The sequence below is a fragment of the Xanthomonas sontii genome (genome assembly GCF_040529055.1).
GTDB classification, from domain to species: domain Bacteria; phylum Pseudomonadota; class Gammaproteobacteria; order Xanthomonadales; family Xanthomonadaceae; genus Xanthomonas_A; species Xanthomonas_A sontii.
This window is the reverse complement of the sequence record NZ_CP132342.1, coordinates 2635069-2650212: the sequence shown is the minus strand read 5'-3', so window position 1 is coordinate 2650212 and position 15144 is coordinate 2635069. Positions and strand designations below refer to the sequence as shown.

The window sequence follows — 15144 nt, the reverse complement described above, 5'->3', positions numbered from 1 at the left end:
GGCGAACTTGATCGCGTAAGTGCAGGAAAAGGCGGCAACATGCACCACGCACCGACGCGCGAGGCGCGTCCCGTGGTAGGTATCACAGGATTGGCCGCGCGACGGCGGCCTCGTTTACCGGGCGACAGCGCTCGCGGCCTGCGCGGCCGTGCGGCCCGCCTCGGTGAGGATGGCCAACTCGCGCTCACCACGACGCTCCACCCGCACCCAACCCGGTCCCGCCTGCCCGGCCAGTTCGGCATCGCCGAGCCAGGCCAGGGTGCGCAACAGCACGCTCATGCGCACGTCCAGGCGCTTGCACACGCGCGCCAGCGCCATGCCCTCCGGCGCCTCGGCCAGCAGCTGCAGCAGGCGCGCGGTCAGCAGTGGATCAGCGGACAAGCGCGACTCCGATGTCGCGCGGCGCCGCCGCGGCGGCGTCGGCCAGATGCGCGGTGACCACCACCGGAATCGATTTGGAGGTCGGCGTGCGCGCCTCGTCGGCGAAGCTGGACAGGGGCACCAGCGCATTGGTCTCCGGGTAGTAGGCCGCCAGGCAGCCGCGCGGGATGTTGTACTCGACCAGCAGGAAGCGCTTGGCCTGGCGCGGCACGCCGTCCTCGCAGAGGCTGTGCAGGTCCACCCAGTCGCCGGCGCGCATGCCCAGGTCGGCGATGTCGGCGGCGTTGATGAACAGCACGCGGCGCTCGCCGAACACGCCGCGGTAGCGGTCGTCCAGGCCGTAGATGGTGGTGTTGTACTGGTCGTGCGAGCGCGTGGTCGCCAGGGTGAACACCAGTTGCCCGGGGTGCTGACGGCGCGCGCGGTGGATCGGATTGTCGGTGGGCACCGCATGCACCTTGAACACCGCGCGGCCCTCCGGCGTGTCCCATTCGCGGTCGCGCGCGCCGTTGGACAGGCGGAAGCCGCCCGGCACCCGCACCCGCGCGTTGAAGTCGGCGAAGTCGTCGAACATCTGCCCGATCAGGTCGCGGATGCGGTCGTAGTCGGCCACCAGCCAGCGCCAGCGTATCGCGCTGCGCGCCCCCAGCGTGGCCTCGGCCAGCCGCGCCACGATCGCCGGCTCGGACAGCAACTGCGGCGAGGCCGGCGGATTGATGCCGCCGGACAGGTGCACCATGCTCATCGAATCCTCGACGCTGACGTGCTGCGGCCCGCCCTCCTGGATGTCGATCTCGGTGCGGCCCAGGCATGGCAGGATCAGCGCGTCGCGGCCGTGCACCAGGTGGCTGCGGTTGAGCTTGGTGGTGACGTGCACGGTGAGATCGCAGCGGCGCAGCGCGCGATGGGTCGCGTCGGTATCGGGGGTGGCGGTGGCGAAATTGCCGCCCATGGCGAAGAACACCTTGGCGCGGCCGTCGGCCATCGCCTCGATCGCACCGACCGTGTCGTAACCGGGCGCGCGCGGCGGGGCGAAGCCGAACACCGCCTGCAGCCGGTCCAGGAACGCTTCCGGCGGCTTCTCGTAGATCATCATCGTGCGGTCGCCCTGCACGTTGCTGTGGCCGCGCACCGGGCAGGCGCCGGCGCCGGGACGGCCGAGATGGCCGCGCAGCAGCAGCAGGTTGGCGATCATCTGGATGGTCGCCACCGAATGCTTGTGCTGGGTGATGCCCATGCCCCAGCAGGCGATCAGCCGCTCGGCCTTGAGGTAGATCTCGCCGGCCTTGCGCAGTTCGGCCTCGCTCAGCCCGGACTCCTCGACGATGGTGTCCCACGGCTCGGCCGCGACCTCGGCGGCGAAGGCCTCGAAGCCGACGGTATGGCCGGCGATGAACTCCAGATCCAGCAGCCGCGGCTGGCCACTGCTGGCCGCCTCGGCGTCGCGCTCCAGCACATGCTTGATGATGCCCTTCACCGCCGCCAGGTCGCCGCCGATCTTGAGCTGGAAATAGTCCGAGGAGATGCGCGTGGAGCCGTTGTGCAGCATCTGCAGCTTGTCCTGCGGATCGGCGAACTTCTCCAGGCCGCGTTCGCGCAGCGGATTGAACGAGACGATCGCCGCGCCGCGCCTGGCCGCCTGGCGCAGTTCGCCGAGCATGCGCGGGTGGTTGGTGCCTGGGTTCTGGCCGAAGATGAAGATCGCATCGGCCAGTTCGAAATCCTGCAGCGACACGGTGCCCTTGCCGACCCCGATCTGCGCCTTGAGCGCGGTGCCGGACGGCTCGTGGCACATGTTGGAGCAGTCCGGGAAGTTGTTGGTGCCGAACTCGCGCACGAACAGCTGGTACAGGAACGCGGCCTCGTTGCTGGTGCGGCCGGAGGTGTAGAAGATCGCCTCGTTCGGCGAGGCCAGGCCATTGAGGTGGCGGGCGATCAGCGCGAACGCGTCGTCCCAGTCGATCGGCACGTAGTGGTCGGTGTCGGCGTCGTAGCGCAGCGGCTGGGTCAGCCGACCCTGCCCTTCCAGCCAGTAGTCGCTGTAGCGGGCCAGTTGCGCGACGCTGTGCTGGGCGAACAGCTCGGGGGTGGCGCGGCGTGCGGTGGATTCGGCGGCCACCGCCTTGGCGCCGTTCTCGCAGAACTCGAAGGTGGAGGTGTGGTCGCGGTCGGGCCAGGCGCAGCCGGGGCAGTCGAAGCCGTCGGGCTGGTTGACGTGCAGCAGGGTCTTGGCGCCCTGCACCGCCACGTCCTGCTCCATCAGATGCTTGGCCACCGCGCGCAACGCCCCCCAACCGCCGGCCGGTTGCGTGTAGGGCTGGATGGTCTTCTTGCTCATGCGGGCTCTCCGGCGGGTTCTGTGTGCGCTAGGCGCTGCGGATGGCTGTAGACGACGTAATCGTGATCGCGGGCGAAGCCGATCAGGGTGAGGCCGGCGCTGTCGGCGAGCGCGATGGCCAGCGCGGTCGGTGCGGAAATGGCGGCCAGCAACGGGATACCGGCCTGCGTGGCCTTCATCGCCATTTCGTAGCTGGCACGGCTGGTGACCACGGCGAAGCCGGTGCCCGGGTCGAGGCCGGCCCCGGCCAGCGCGCCGATCAGCTTGTCCAGCGCGTTGTGGCGGCCGACGTCTTCGCGGATCAGCTGCAGCTCGCCGCGCGCGTCGGCCCAGGCCGCGGCATGGGTGGCGCCGGTCAGCGCGTTGAGGGTCTGCTGCGCGCGCAGCGCGCGCAGGGCCTGGGCCAGCGCCGCGGGCGCGATCGGAATACCGGCCGGCACCGGCCGCGGCGCGCGCAACACCGACTCCAGCGATTCGCTGCCGCACACGCCGCAGCCGCTGCGCCCGTCCAGGTTGCGGCGCCGCGCCTGTAATGCCGCCGCCTGCGTCGGCGGAATCTGCAGGCGCAGGGACACGCCTTCCAGATACGTTTCCACCGCCTCTACGCGCAGCTGCGCCGGCGCCGCGACGATGCCCTCGCTGAGCGAGAAGCCCAGCGCGAAATCCTCCAGGTCTTCCGGCGTGGCCATCATCACCACGAACGGCGTGTCGTTGTAGGCGAACGCCACCGGCACCTCGGCCGCGACCAGGTCCTGGGCGACGGCCGTGCGCCCGTCGCGGTGGCGACGCACGCCGCGCGCGACCGCACCTGGCCTGGATGACGCACCCGAATACATCGCGACCCTCCGGACTCAGTGGAACAGCACCAACGCATTCTGCCGTGCGACGGGGATGCCGGGGGCACTCCCGTCGCTCGGCCGCACCATGGGCAGCGGTGACCGCCGTCGGCGACAGTGCCGCACGCCGGAAGGCCTTCCGCGGCTGCCGCCTCCCCGCGTCAGCCCACGACCAGCTTCATGCGGGCGCCGATCGGACACGCCTTGCTACCTGCCAAGGATGCTACAGCGTCGTGTTGTACACCTGTGAGGGCGGCAGGCCAATCGCCACTGGCAGCGCGGGTGACGCCCTGCCAACCCGACCCACGCACGTGCGGGCCGAAGCGCCGGCCAGCGCCTGGCCCGGCCACACGGTCGCCCGCGCGCGGGGGCACGCTGCCGTTTCCAAGCGCCCGCGCAGGCACACCCAGCGACCAGCGACGGATGCCGCCCCCCTTTCAACAGCCGCGCCCCCACCCGCGGCGCGCGGCAGGCGCCTTTCCTTGTGCGCTGCAAGAAGCCCCAGCGCAAGCCGCGTCGTGGCGACGCACACCGCCGCTACGTCGCGCTGCCGCCATCACCCACCGGTCGGGTAGGCTGGCGGCCCCACGTTTGCGAAACCGTCCCATGCCCATCCCGTTCCGCCTCTGCCTTGCCGCCGGCCTTGTGCTGCTCGGCACCCACACCGCCAACGCCGCCGACCTGCCCGCCGATGTGCTGCGCCAGGTGCCGGCCGGCTACCAGCCGCTGGCGCAGCTGCAGGCCGATCTCGATGGCGACGGCCGCGCCGATTACCTGGTCGCGCTGCAGCAGCGCGGCGAGGCGCAGCGCGATCCGGCCCCGGCGCGACCGCTGCTGATCTTCGTGCAGCAGGCCGACGGCCACTACCGGCTGGCGGCGCGCAACGACCGGGTGATCCTCAAGCGCGACGAGGGCGGCCAGTGCGATCCGTTCACCGATGGCGACGAACCGTTCGCCGCCAAGGGCCGCTACTTCACCGTGCAGAACGGGGTCTCCTGCGGCCAGCACTGGACCGACTTCATCACCTTCCGCTACGACCCGCAGCGCAAGCAGTGGTTGTTCCACAAGCGCATCCAGCAGCGCTGGGAAATGAACCCCAATCCTTCGCCCGACGCCGAGGCGCTGGTCAAGGACGCCGACCAGGTGCAATCGGCCGATCCGCGGCATCCGGTGGCTTTCCCCGACTACGTGCCGCGCTGAGGCGCGGACGCGCCGCGGCGGCGGCACGGCATTGCTACCGAGACGCGCCGCCCGGCCCGGCGCTGCGGCGCGCATGCCGGACCGGGCACCGGTCGAATGCCGGGTCCGAATACGGCCAGCGCGGGATCGCGGCGAGCGGCACGCTGCGCGCTCCATCCGTTCCTGGAGCGCCCATGTCCAGCTTCCGTTGCGTCGGCCTGCCGGCCGCCGCGTTTGCCCTGCTGTTCGACCTCGACGACGCACAGCTGCAGGCACGTCACGCGCGGCGCCTGCGCGCCGACAGCGCGCTCGGCTATCCCTGCCGGATCAGCCTGGAGGACGCGCGGCCCGGCGAGGAACTGCTGTTGCTGCACTACCTGCACCAGCCCGCGCAGACCCCGTACCGCGCCGCCGGCCCGATCTACGTGCGCCGCCACGTCGCCACCGCCACACCGGCGCCGGGCGAAGTACCCGATGCCATCGTCCGCCGCCTGATCTCGCTGCGCGGCTACGACGCCGGCGACATGCTGATCGCCGCCGACGTGCAGCCGGGCGAACGCATCGCCACCGCGATCGCCTGCGCCTTCGCCGACCCGCAGGTGCGCTACCTGCATCTGCATCATGCGCGGCAGGGCTGTTTCGCGTGCCGGGTGGAGCGGGAGCCGGGATTGGGGAGTCGGGATCGGGGATGAGTGGCGCCACTGCGCTCTGGAACACCACCTGTTCTATAGGAGCGGCCGCAACCCCGCTTTTCACCAATCCCGAATCCCCAATCCCGAATCCCCGCTACTCACCCAGATTGATCCACGTCGCCTTCATCTCCGTGTACTTGTCGAAGGCGTGCAGCGACTTGTCGCGGCCGTTGCCCGATTGCTTGTAGCCGCCGAAAGGGGCGGTCATGTCGCCGCCGTCCCAGTAGTTCACCCACACGCTGCCGGCGCGCAGCTTGCGCGCCACGCGGTGCGCGCGGCCGATGTCGCGGGTCCATACGCCCGCCGCCAGGCCGTAGTCGCTGTCGTTGGCCATGCGCAGGGCGTGCGCCTCGTCGTCGAAGGCGATCACCGACAGCACCGGGCCGAAGATCTCCTCGCGGGCGATGGTGTGTTCGTGGCCGACCTCGTCGAAGATGGTCGGCTCCACGTAGCAGCCGCCGGGCACCACTTCCACGCGCTTGCCGCCGAGCAGCAGGCGCGCGCCTTCGGCGTTGCCGCGGGCGATGTAGTCGAGCACGCGGTGGGTCTGGGTCTCGTCGACCAGCGCGCCCATCGCCGCGTCGTCGTCGAACGGATGCCGCGGCTGCAGCGCGCGGCCGGCGGCGACCACGCGTTCGACGAAGGCATCCTTGATCGAGCGTTGCACCAATAGACGCGAGGCCGCGGTGCAGACCTCGCCCTGGTTGTAGAAGATCGCCATCGCCGCCGCCTGCGCCGCCTGCTCCAGGTCCGGCGCATCGGCGAACACCAGGTTCGGGCTCTTGCCGCCGCATTCCATGTACGCGCGCTTCATGTTCGACAACCCGGCGCACTGCAGCAGGCGCCGGCCGACCGCGGTGGAGCCGGTGAACACCAGCCCGTCCACGTCCATGTGCAGCGCCAGCGGCTCGCCCGCACCCTTGCCGAAGCCCGGCACCACGTTGAACACGCCGTCGGGAATACCCGCCTCGGCGACCAGTTCGGCCAGGCGCAACGCGCTCAGCGGCGATTTCTCCGACGGTTTCAGCACCACCGAGTTGCCGGCGGCCAGCGCCGGGGCGATCTTCCACGCGGCCATCAGCAGCGGAAAATTCCACGGCACGATCGCGCCGACCACGCCCAGCGGCTCGCGGGTGATCAGGCCCAGTTCGTCCTGTCCGGTCGGCGCCACTTCGCCGTAGAGCTTGTCCACCGCTTCGGCGGTCCAGGACAGGCAGCGCACCGTCGCCGCCAGGTCGACCCGGCGCGCATCGCGCACCGGCTTGCCCATGTCCAGCGACTCCAACACCGCCAGTTCGTCGGCATGGCGTTCGACCAACTGGGCCAACGCCAACAGGGTCTTCTTGCGCTGCGCCGGCTTGGCCTGCGACCAGTGCCCCGCATCGAAGCTGCGCCGCGCCGCGGCCACCGCGCGGTCGATGTCCGCGGCCTCGCCCTCGGCCACGCGGCCGAGCAGGCGGCCGTCGATCGGGCTGATGCAGTCGAAGGTCTTGCCACTGGCGGCATCGACGTAGCGGCCGTCGATGAAGGCCTGGGTCCGCGGACGCAGCGTGTCGGCCAGCGCCTGCCAGGCGTCGCGGGTGCGGGGTGCGGTCATCGGAAACTCCTGCTGCGGCGGAAGGATCGGAAGCACGCGACGGCCGGCGGCGGCGCGGCGCGCATGCGGCTCAGAATGTGGCCGGCGTATTGGCGCTGACCAGCACCGCGGTCTCGCTGCCGACGTTGCGGAAGCGGTGCGGCACCCGGCTTTCGAAATAGTAGCCCTCGCCGGCGCGCAGCACCCGCACCTGGCTGCCGACGGTGATCTCCACCTCGCCGGCCACCACCACCCCGCCCTCTTCGCCGTCGTGCACCAGCATCGCGCTGCCGGTGTCGCTGCCCGGCGGCATCACCTCGCGCAGGATGCACATCTGCCGCTGCGGGCGATGCTGGCCGACCAGGTAGTAGTGGATGCCGTCGCTGCCGACGTCGGGCAGTTCGTCGGCGCGGTAGAACGGCGCATCGGCCGCGCCGGCGTCCAGGTCCTGGGTGAAGAATTCGGCCAGCGAGATCGGGATGCCGTCCAGCACCTTCTTCAGCGAACTGACCGACGGGCTGACCTTGTTCTGCTCGATCAGCGAGATGGTGCTGTTGGTCACGCCCACCCGCTTGGCCAGCTCGCGCTGGCTCAGACCGTGGGCGGTGCGAACCCGATGCAGGCGGGCGCCGATATCCATCGCGAATGGGAACGCCGGTGGCGGTGTTGCCGGATACTTTACACACCCGTCCCGGACGGTCAATTTCGGGCAGCGCGCCCGTGTTGCGGCGCAACCAGGAAAAGCCCGCCCGATTCGCGCGAATTGCGACACCCCGGGTCACACCCGGCGCAGCGGCATGGTGTAAAGTTTTTTCAACATCCCTCGCGTGGAGCCTGCGATGCGCCCTCAGCCGCCCCTCTCGTCCCAGGCGCTGTCCGACCATTACGCCGCGCAGGCCACCCGCGCGCCGGACGCGCTGGAGGCGTTCTGGATGCCGTTCACCGCCAACCGCCAGTTCAAGGCGCGGCCACGGCTGCTGGCCTCGGCCGAGGGCATGCACTATCGCAGCGTGGACGGGCGCCAGATCCTCGACGGCACCGCCGGGCTGTGGTGCTGCAACGCCGGCCACGCGCGGCCGCGCATCGTCGAGGCGGTGGCACGGCAGATCGCCACGCTGGATTTCGCGCCGACCTTCCAGATGGGCTCGCCGTTGCCGTTCGTGCTGGCCGAGCGGCTGGTGGAACTAGCGCCGCCGGGCCTGGACCACGTGTTCTACACCAACTCCGGCTCCGAGTCGGTGGACACCGCGCTGAAGATCGCGCTCGCCTACCACCGCGCCCGCGGCGAGGGCCAGCGCACGCGCTTCATCGGCCGCGAGAAGGGCTACCACGGGGTCGGCTTCGGCGGCATTTCGGTCGGCGGCCTGCCGAACAACCGCAAGGCGTTCGGCCCGCTGCTGCCGGGCGTGGACCATCTGCGGCACACGCTCGACCTGGAGCGCAATGCGTTCTCGCGCGGCCTGCCGACGCATGGCGCGGAACTGGCCGAGGACCTGGAGCGGCTGGTGACGCTGCACGACGCCTCCACCATCGCCGCGGTGATCATCGAACCGATCTCCGGCTCGGCCGGGGTGGTGCTGCCGCCGCACGGCTACCTGCAGCGCATCCGCGAACTGTGCGACAGGCACGGCATCCTGCTGATCTTCGACGAGGTCATCACCGGCTACGGCCGCGTCGGCCACGCCTTCGCCGCGCAGCGCTTCGGGGTGACCCCGGACATGATGACGACCGCCAAGGGGCTGACCAACGGCAGCGTGCCGATGGGCGCGGTGTTCGTGTCCCACGCCATCCACGAGGCCTTCGCGCACGGCCCGGCCAACGCCATCGACCTGTTCCACGGCTATACCTACTCCGGCCATCCGCTGGCCTGCGCCGCGGCGCTGGCCACGCTGGACACCTACGCCGAGGAGCAGTTGTTCGACAAGGCGATCGAGCTGGGCCCGGTGTGGGAAGAGGCGATCCATCGGCTGCGCGACCTGCCGCACGTCATCGACATCCGCAACTTCGGCCTGATCGGCGCGATCGAACTGGCCCCGCGCAAGGGCGCGCCGGGCGCGCGCGCCTACGAGATCTTCGAGCGCTGCTTCCACGAAGGCGACCTGCTGATCCGCGTCACCGGCGACACCATCGCGCTGTCGCCGCCGCTGATCGTCGAGTCCGCGCACATCGAGCGCATCTTCGCGGTGCTGGCGGACATGATCCGCAGCACGCCCTGACCCCTCCCTCACCCAACCCACCGCCCGCGCTCCCCACGCGCCGCGTCTGCCTGGAGAACCGCTCATGCTGGTCGGCGTTCCGAAAGAGATCAAGAACCACGAATACCGGATCGGGCTGACCCCGTCCGGGGTGCGCGAACTGGTGCTGCACGGCCATCAGGTGCTGGTGCAGCGCGGCGGCGGCCAGGCCATCGGCCTCACCGATGCCGAGTACGAACGCGCCGGCGCGCGCATCGCCGAGGATGCGGCCAGCGTGTTCGCGCAGGCCGAGATGATCGTCAAGGTCAAGGAACCGCAGCCGGAGGAGTGCGCGATGCTGCGCCCCGGGCAAGTGCTGTTCACCTACCTGCACCTGGCGCCGGATCCGCAGCAGGCCGCGGCGCTGCTGCGCTCCGGTTGCACCGCCATCGCCTACGAGACCGTCACCGACGGCCACGGCGGCCTGCCGCTGCTGGCGCCGATGAGCGAGGTCGCCGGGCGCATGGCGATCCAGGCCGGCGCGCATGCGCTGGAGAAGGCGCAGGGCGGCTCGGGCGTGCTGCTCGGCGGCGTGCCCGGGGTCAAGCCGGCGCAGGTGCTGGTGATCGGCGGCGGCGTGGTCGGCATCAACGCCGCGCGCATGGCGATGGGCCTGCACGCGCGGGTGACCGTGCTGGACCGCTCGCTGGAGCGGCTCAAGTACCTGGACGAACTTTACGGCCAGCAACTGACCACGCTGTACTCCACCCGCGATGCGATCGAGCAGTGCCTGCCGCACACCGACCTGGTGATCGGTGCGGTGCTGATCCCCGGCGCCGCCGCGCCCAAGCTGGTGTCGCGCGAGCAACTGGCGCTGCTGCGGCCCGGCTCGGTGCTGGTGGACGTGGCGATCGACCAGGGCGGCTGTTTCGAGACCAGCCACCCGACCACGCACCAGCAGCCGACCTACGAGGTCGACGGCATCGTGCATTACTGCGTGGCCAACATGCCCGGCGGCGTCGCCCGCACCTCCACCTTCGCCCTGACCAACGCCACCCTGCCGTTCGTGCTGCTGCTGGCCGAACACGGGCTGCAGGCGCTGCGCGACGACCAGGACCTGCGCAACGGCCTCAACGTGCACGCCGGCAAGCTCACCCACCGCGCGGTGGCGCAGGCGCTGGGCCAGGAGTTCGTGCGGCCGCTGGACGCGCTGGGCTGACGCTGTCCATCCGAGGATCGAGCACGATGCGCGACACCCTGCCCCACTACATCGACGGCCAGCCCGTCGCCTTCCGCGGCGACGAGCACGCCGAGGTCTTCGACCCGGCCACAGGCGCCGTCCAGCGCCACGTGCCGCTGGGCGCCGCGCATGCGGTGGAGATGGCGGTGCACGCCGCCAGTGCCGCCTTCCCCGGCTGGGCGGCGACGCCGCCGCTGCAGCGCGCGCGGGTGCTGTTCCACTTCCGCGAGCTGCTGGAACGCCGCGCCGACGCCTTGGCCCGCTGCATCAGCGTCGAGCACGGCAAGACCGTGACCGACGCGCGCGGCGAAGTGGTCCGCGGCATGGAGGTGGTGGAGTTCGCCTGCGGCATCCCGCACCTGCTCAAGGGCGAGCATTCGCACGACGTCGGCCGCGGCGTGGACGCCTGGAGCGAATACGCGCCGCTGGGCGTGGTGGCCGGCGTCACCCCGTTCAACTTCCCGGCGATGGTGGCGCTGTGGATGCTGCCGGTGGCATTGGCCTGCGGCAACAGCTTCGTGCTCAAGCCCTCCGAACACGCGCCCTCGGCGTCGCTGCTCCTGGCCGAATGGCTGCACGAGGCCGGGCTGCCGGCCGGCGTGTGCAACGTGGTGCACGGTGCCAAGCCGGCGGTGGACGCGCTGCTGGCGCACCCGCAGGTGCAGGCGCTGAGCTTCGTCGGCTCCACCGCGGTGGCGGCCGACCTGTACGCGCGCGGCAGTGCGCTGGGCAAGCGCGTGCAGGCGCTGGGCGGGGCCAAGAATCACCTGGTGGTGCTGCCGGATGCCGACTTGGACGATGTCGCCGACGCCCTGCTCGGGGCCGGCTACGGCTCGGCCGGCGAACGTTGCATGGCGATCTCGGTGGCAGTGTGCGTGGGCGACGCGCTGGCCGATGCGCTGGTGGCCAGACTGGCGCCGCGCGTGGCCGCGCTGCGCCTGGGCGCGGGCCAGGCCGACGCCGGCCGCGACGAGCCGGACATGGGCCCGCTGGTCAGCGCCGCGCACCGCGAGCGCGTGCTCGGCTACATCCACAGCGGCGTGGCCGAGGGCGCACGCCTGGTGGTCGATGGCCGCCCGGCGGGTGCGCCCGACCATCCGCGGGGCTTCTTCCTCGGCGGCAGCCTGTTCGACCACGTGCGCAGCGACATGCGCATCTACCGCGAAGAGATCTTCGGCCCGGTGCTGTGCGTGGTGCGGGTGGCCGACGCCGCCGCCGCGCTGCGCCTGATCGCCGACCACGACTACGGCAACGGCGCGGCGGTGTTCACTCGCGACGGCGGCGCCGCGCGTGCGTTCGCGCGGCAGGTGCAGGCCGGCATGGTCGGCATCAACGTGCCGATCCCGGTGCCGATGGCGTTCCACAGCTTCGGCGGCTGGAAGCGCTCGCTGTTCGGCCCGCTGCATGTGCACGGCCCGGACGGGGTGCGCTTCTACACCCGGCTCAAGACCGTCACCGCGCGCTGGCCCGAGGCCGCGGCCGGCGCCGAGTTCGCGATGCCGACGATGCGGTAAAGGGCTGGGAATGGGGAATCGGGAATAGGGAATCGTAAAAGCGCCGCGGCGCCCGCATCGGACAACCCGGCAACCGCATCACTTGCTGTTGCTGTTGCTGTTGCGATTCCCCAATCCCCATTCCCCATTCCCGGCCCTGCGCCCGCCGCAGCGCAACACGCGCCGGCCGGGGCCGGGTGTAGCCTTGCGCCACCCGGCGCCCGGCCGGGACCCACCGCCGCCACAGGAGCCGCTCCATGATCAAGGTCAGCGTGATGTACCCGTACACGCCAGGCGCCCGTTTCGACCATGCCTACTACCGCGATACGCACATGCCGCTGCTGCAGGCGCGCATGGGCGCCGCCTGCCTGCGCTACACCGTGGACAAGGGCCTGTCCGGCGGCACCCCCGGCAGCGACCCGACCTACGTCGGCATGTGCCACATCTTCAGCGAGTCGGTGGAGGCCTTCCAGGCCGGCTTCGGCCCGCATGCGGAGGAGATCCTCGGCGACATCAAGAACTACACCGACCTGACGCCGGTGATGCAGATCAGTGAGGTGGTGGTGGGGTGAAGCCGGGAATGGGGAATCGGGAGTAGGGAATCGGAAAGCGCCGCATGCGCGAACGACTCAGGCCATGCGGCCGCGACACACGCTGTTGCCATTCCCGATTCCCCACTCCCGATTCCCGGCCTCTACAATGCCGCCCCCGTCGCCACGCCGCACCGCCCGTTGATGAACATCGTTGTCAAAGAAGACCTCAAGGCCTATATCGATCCGCTGACCGCCGACGAATACGCTGCCCTGGAACGCAGCCTTCTGGCCGAGGGCTGCCGCGACGCGCTGGTGCTGTGGGGCGACATCCTGGTCGACGGGCACAACCGCTACGGCATCTGCCAGAAGCACGGCCTGCCGTTCCAGACCGTGCAGAACACCCGCTTCCAGTCGCTGCAGGACGTGCACCTGTGGATGATCGACCAGCACCTGGGCCGGCGCAGCGTCTCCGACTTCCAGCGCGGCGTGCTGGCGCTGCGCAAGCGCGAGATCCTCGCCGAGCGGCGCGCCAGCGCGGCCGCCGCGGAGGCCCCCGCGGCCGACGCCACTGACCCGGACGCGGCTGGCGAGACCGCCAACGACACCGACACCGACACGCCACCCTGGGCCGACGCACCGGCACCGCTCAGCCGCGCCGAGCTGGCGCGCGTGGCGCGGCTCAGCAACAGCCAGGTGGTGCAGATCGAGAAGATCCAGAAGCAGGCCGCCGCCGAGGTGGTGGAAGCGGTCAAGTCCGGTGCGATCTCGATCAATGCCGCCGCGGCGGTGGCCAGCCTGCCCGAAGAGGAACAGCGCGCCGCGGCCATGGCCGGCAAGGACGAACTGAAGCAGGCCGCCAAGCGCGCCCGCGAGTCCAAGCGCAAGCCCAAGCCGGCGCCTGCGGACGCCCCCGAGGACGCGGCCCCGGCGGCGGATGCCGAGGGCGACACGGCGGCCACGCTGCGCCAGCGCGTGGCCGAACTCGAGGCCGAGAACCAGGCGCTGCGCGAGGAAGTGGCGGCGCTGCGCGCGCAGTTGCCGGGCTGATCCACGCGCATAGGCCATCCGTGCCGCGGCCGGATGACCTCGCCGCCGCGCATGCAACCGCGCTCACCGCGCACTGCGTAGACTCGGCCGCATGAGCGTGTCTTCCGCCCCAGCCCTGTCCCCCGATCCGCGCCGCGCGCAGCTGCGGCGCATGAAGCTGCTGGCGGCGCTGTTGCTGCTGGCGATGCTGTGCGGCTTCCTGCTCAGCCATGCCATGGGCCTGCAGGGGGTGTGGGCCTGGGTCGGCGCGTTCTGCGAAGCGGCCACGGTCGGCGCGCTGGCGGACTGGTTCGCGGTGGTGGCGCTGTTCCGGCATCCGCTGGGCCTGCCGATTCCGCACACCGCGATCATCCCGCACGGCAAGGCGCGCATCGCCGACAGCCTGGCGGTGTTCGTGCGCGATCAGTTCCTGGAACCGGGCGCGCTGCTGGCCAAGCTCAGCGCATTCGATCCGGCGGCGCGGCTGGGCCAGTGGCTGGCCGAACCGGCGCAGTCCGCACGGCTGGCCGATCTGGCCCGCGGCTGGGCGTTGCAGGCGCTGGACCTGCTGGACGAAGCCGCGGTGCGGCGCCGCATCCATGGTTTCGTGGTGGCTCGGCTGCGCGACTGGGACGCCGCCGCCACCGCCGGCGAACTGCTCGGCCTGCTCACCGCCGACGGCCGTCACCACGCACTGCTCGACGAAGCGCTGACCCGGCTCGGCCGGCACCTGGACGATGCCGCGGTCAAGCAGCGGGTGTCGGCGATGATCGTCAAGTACGCGCGGCGCGAATGGCCCAAGCTGGTCGGCACCGTGGAATGGGTGAAGCCGGTGGAAGGCATCGCCGACACCCTCGCCGAGCGCCTGGCGCACGCGCTACTGGAGGAACTGCAGGAGGTGCTGTCGCAGCCGCAGCATCCGCTGCGCCAGGACTACGAGCGCTGGCTCGGCGGCTACGTGCAGCGGCTGCGCGCCGATCCCGCCACCGCCGAGAAAGTGCAGGCGCTGAAGCAGCGGCTGATCGACCACCCCGGCGTGCAGGCGTACGTGCAGGGCCTGTGGGATCAGATCCACAGCGCGCTGCGCGAGGACCTGTCGCGCCAGGACGGCGCGCTGGTGCAGCACCTGCAGCGCGCCCTCGGCGCGCTCGGCCAGTCGCTGGCGCAGGATCCGGCCCTGCGCGAGGCGCTCAACCAGCACCTGCTCGGCGGCGCCGAGCGGCTGACCCAGCGCCTGCGCAGTGGCGTCACCGAGCACATCGCGCAGACCGTGAAAGGCTGGGACGAACGCCACCTGGTCGAGCAACTGGAGCTGAGCGTGGGCCGCGACCTGCAGTACATCCGTTTCAACGGCACCCTGGTCGGCGGATTGATCGGGCTGGCGCTGCACGCTGCCGTCACGCTGCTTGGCTGAGCGTGCATGGCAAGGATGCACTGCGCCGCTGGAGCGGCCGGCCCGCTGCCGACGCACGATGCGACGCACGCACCCCACGACGGACCGCCGACCCGCGGCGCCCGGTGCCACCCACGCAGCAAGGTGTAGACACGCCTCGACTCTTTGCACCGAAGGGCTGGCGCGACAGCCACGCCCGCGCTAGCGTTGGGGGACGACCTGCGGGGCCTGCGTCGCCGCTGTGAACGCCATCCCGCAACCGGTCGGGGGAAGCCGATGCGCG

General features: G+C 71.1%; 13 protein-coding genes. 8 read left to right on the top strand and 5 right to left on the bottom strand.

Going from position 1 to position 15144, the window contains the following annotated elements; all coding sequences use genetic code 11:
* Positions 1 to 114: 114 nt before the first annotated feature.
* The 3 genes from RAB70_RS11140 to fdhD are packed head-to-tail and all read right to left on the bottom strand — an operon-like array spanning position 115 to position 3555.
* A complete protein-coding gene (locus RAB70_RS11140) occupies positions 115 to 381 on the bottom strand; it encodes a hypothetical protein (RefSeq protein ID WP_148828086.1) in 267 nt (88 codons plus the stop codon).
* Entirely contained in the window at positions 371 to 2719 is a 2349-nt protein-coding gene (locus RAB70_RS11135) for an FdhF/YdeP family oxidoreductase (protein ID WP_148828085.1), read from the bottom strand. The genes RAB70_RS11140 and RAB70_RS11135 overlap by 11 nt, the downstream gene beginning before the upstream one ends.
* On the bottom strand, positions 2716 to 3555 hold the full coding sequence (gene fdhD, locus RAB70_RS11130; protein WP_148828084.1) for a formate dehydrogenase accessory sulfurtransferase FdhD: 840 nt from the start codon (positions 3553 to 3555) through the stop codon (positions 2716 to 2718). Before fdhD ends, RAB70_RS11135 begins: the two co-directional genes overlap by 4 nt.
* Before the next feature lie 606 nt (positions 3556 to 4161).
* On the opposite strand from fdhD, the gene RAB70_RS11125 reads away from it, so the two are divergent.
* Both RAB70_RS11125 and RAB70_RS11120 read left to right on the top strand, forming a co-directional pair.
* Entirely contained in the window at positions 4162 to 4755 is a 594-nt protein-coding gene (locus RAB70_RS11125) for a hypothetical protein (protein WP_148828083.1), read from the top strand.
* A gap of 173 nt (positions 4756 to 4928) precedes the next feature.
* Positions 4929 to 5426 carry a DUF1203 domain-containing protein gene (locus RAB70_RS11120; RefSeq protein ID WP_148828082.1) on the top strand — a complete coding sequence of 166 codons (498 nt, stop codon included), beginning with the start codon at positions 4929 to 4931 and terminating at the stop codon, positions 5424 to 5426.
* Positions 5427 to 5520: 94 nt separating this feature from the next.
* On the opposite strand, the gene RAB70_RS11115 is transcribed toward RAB70_RS11120, so the two are convergent.
* Together RAB70_RS11115 and RAB70_RS11110 are read right to left on the bottom strand one after the other, a co-directional pair.
* On the bottom strand, positions 5521 to 7023 hold the full coding sequence (locus RAB70_RS11115) for an aldehyde dehydrogenase (RefSeq protein WP_148828081.1): 1503 nt from the start codon (positions 7021 to 7023) through the stop codon (positions 5521 to 5523).
* 70 nt (positions 7024 to 7093) lie between these two features.
* Positions 7094 to 7642 carry a cupin domain-containing protein gene (locus RAB70_RS11110; protein ID WP_019796740.1) on the bottom strand — a complete coding sequence of 183 codons (549 nt, stop codon included), beginning with the start codon at positions 7640 to 7642 and terminating at the stop codon, positions 7094 to 7096.
* Between the two features lie 187 nt (positions 7643 to 7829).
* Here RAB70_RS11110 and RAB70_RS11105 point away from each other — a divergent pair, with 187 nt between their 5' ends.
* The 6 genes from RAB70_RS11105 to RAB70_RS11080 all read left to right on the top strand — a co-directional run bounded on the left by RAB70_RS11105 (position 7830) and on the right by RAB70_RS11080 (position 14882).
* Positions 7830 to 9218 carry an aspartate aminotransferase family protein gene (locus tag RAB70_RS11105; RefSeq protein WP_408068836.1) on the top strand — a complete coding sequence of 463 codons (1389 nt, stop codon included), beginning with the start codon at positions 7830 to 7832 and terminating at the stop codon, positions 9216 to 9218.
* A 64-nt stretch (positions 9219 to 9282) separates the two neighbouring features.
* A complete protein-coding gene (ald, locus tag RAB70_RS11100) occupies positions 9283 to 10395 on the top strand; it encodes an alanine dehydrogenase (RefSeq protein WP_148828080.1) in 1113 nt (370 codons plus the stop codon).
* A gap of 26 nt (positions 10396 to 10421) precedes the next feature.
* Positions 10422 to 11930: a CoA-acylating methylmalonate-semialdehyde dehydrogenase gene (locus RAB70_RS11095; protein WP_148828079.1), complete on the top strand. Its 1509-nt coding sequence runs from the start codon at positions 10422 to 10424 to the stop codon at positions 11928 to 11930.
* Positions 11931 to 12166: 236 nt separating this feature from the next.
* Complete coding sequence (locus RAB70_RS11090) at positions 12167 to 12481, top strand: EthD family reductase (protein WP_017908811.1); 315 nt, start codon at positions 12167 to 12169, stop codon at positions 12479 to 12481.
* 162 nt (positions 12482 to 12643) lie between these two features.
* On the top strand, positions 12644 to 13489 hold the full coding sequence (locus RAB70_RS11085; RefSeq protein ID WP_148828078.1) for a plasmid replication/partition related protein: 846 nt from the start codon (positions 12644 to 12646) through the stop codon (positions 13487 to 13489).
* Positions 13490 to 13640: 151 nt separating this feature from the next.
* On the top strand, positions 13641 to 14882 hold the full coding sequence (locus RAB70_RS11080; RefSeq protein WP_148828111.1) for a DUF445 domain-containing protein: 1242 nt from the start codon (positions 13641 to 13643) through the stop codon (positions 14880 to 14882).
* Positions 14883 to 15144 lie beyond the last annotated feature (262 nt).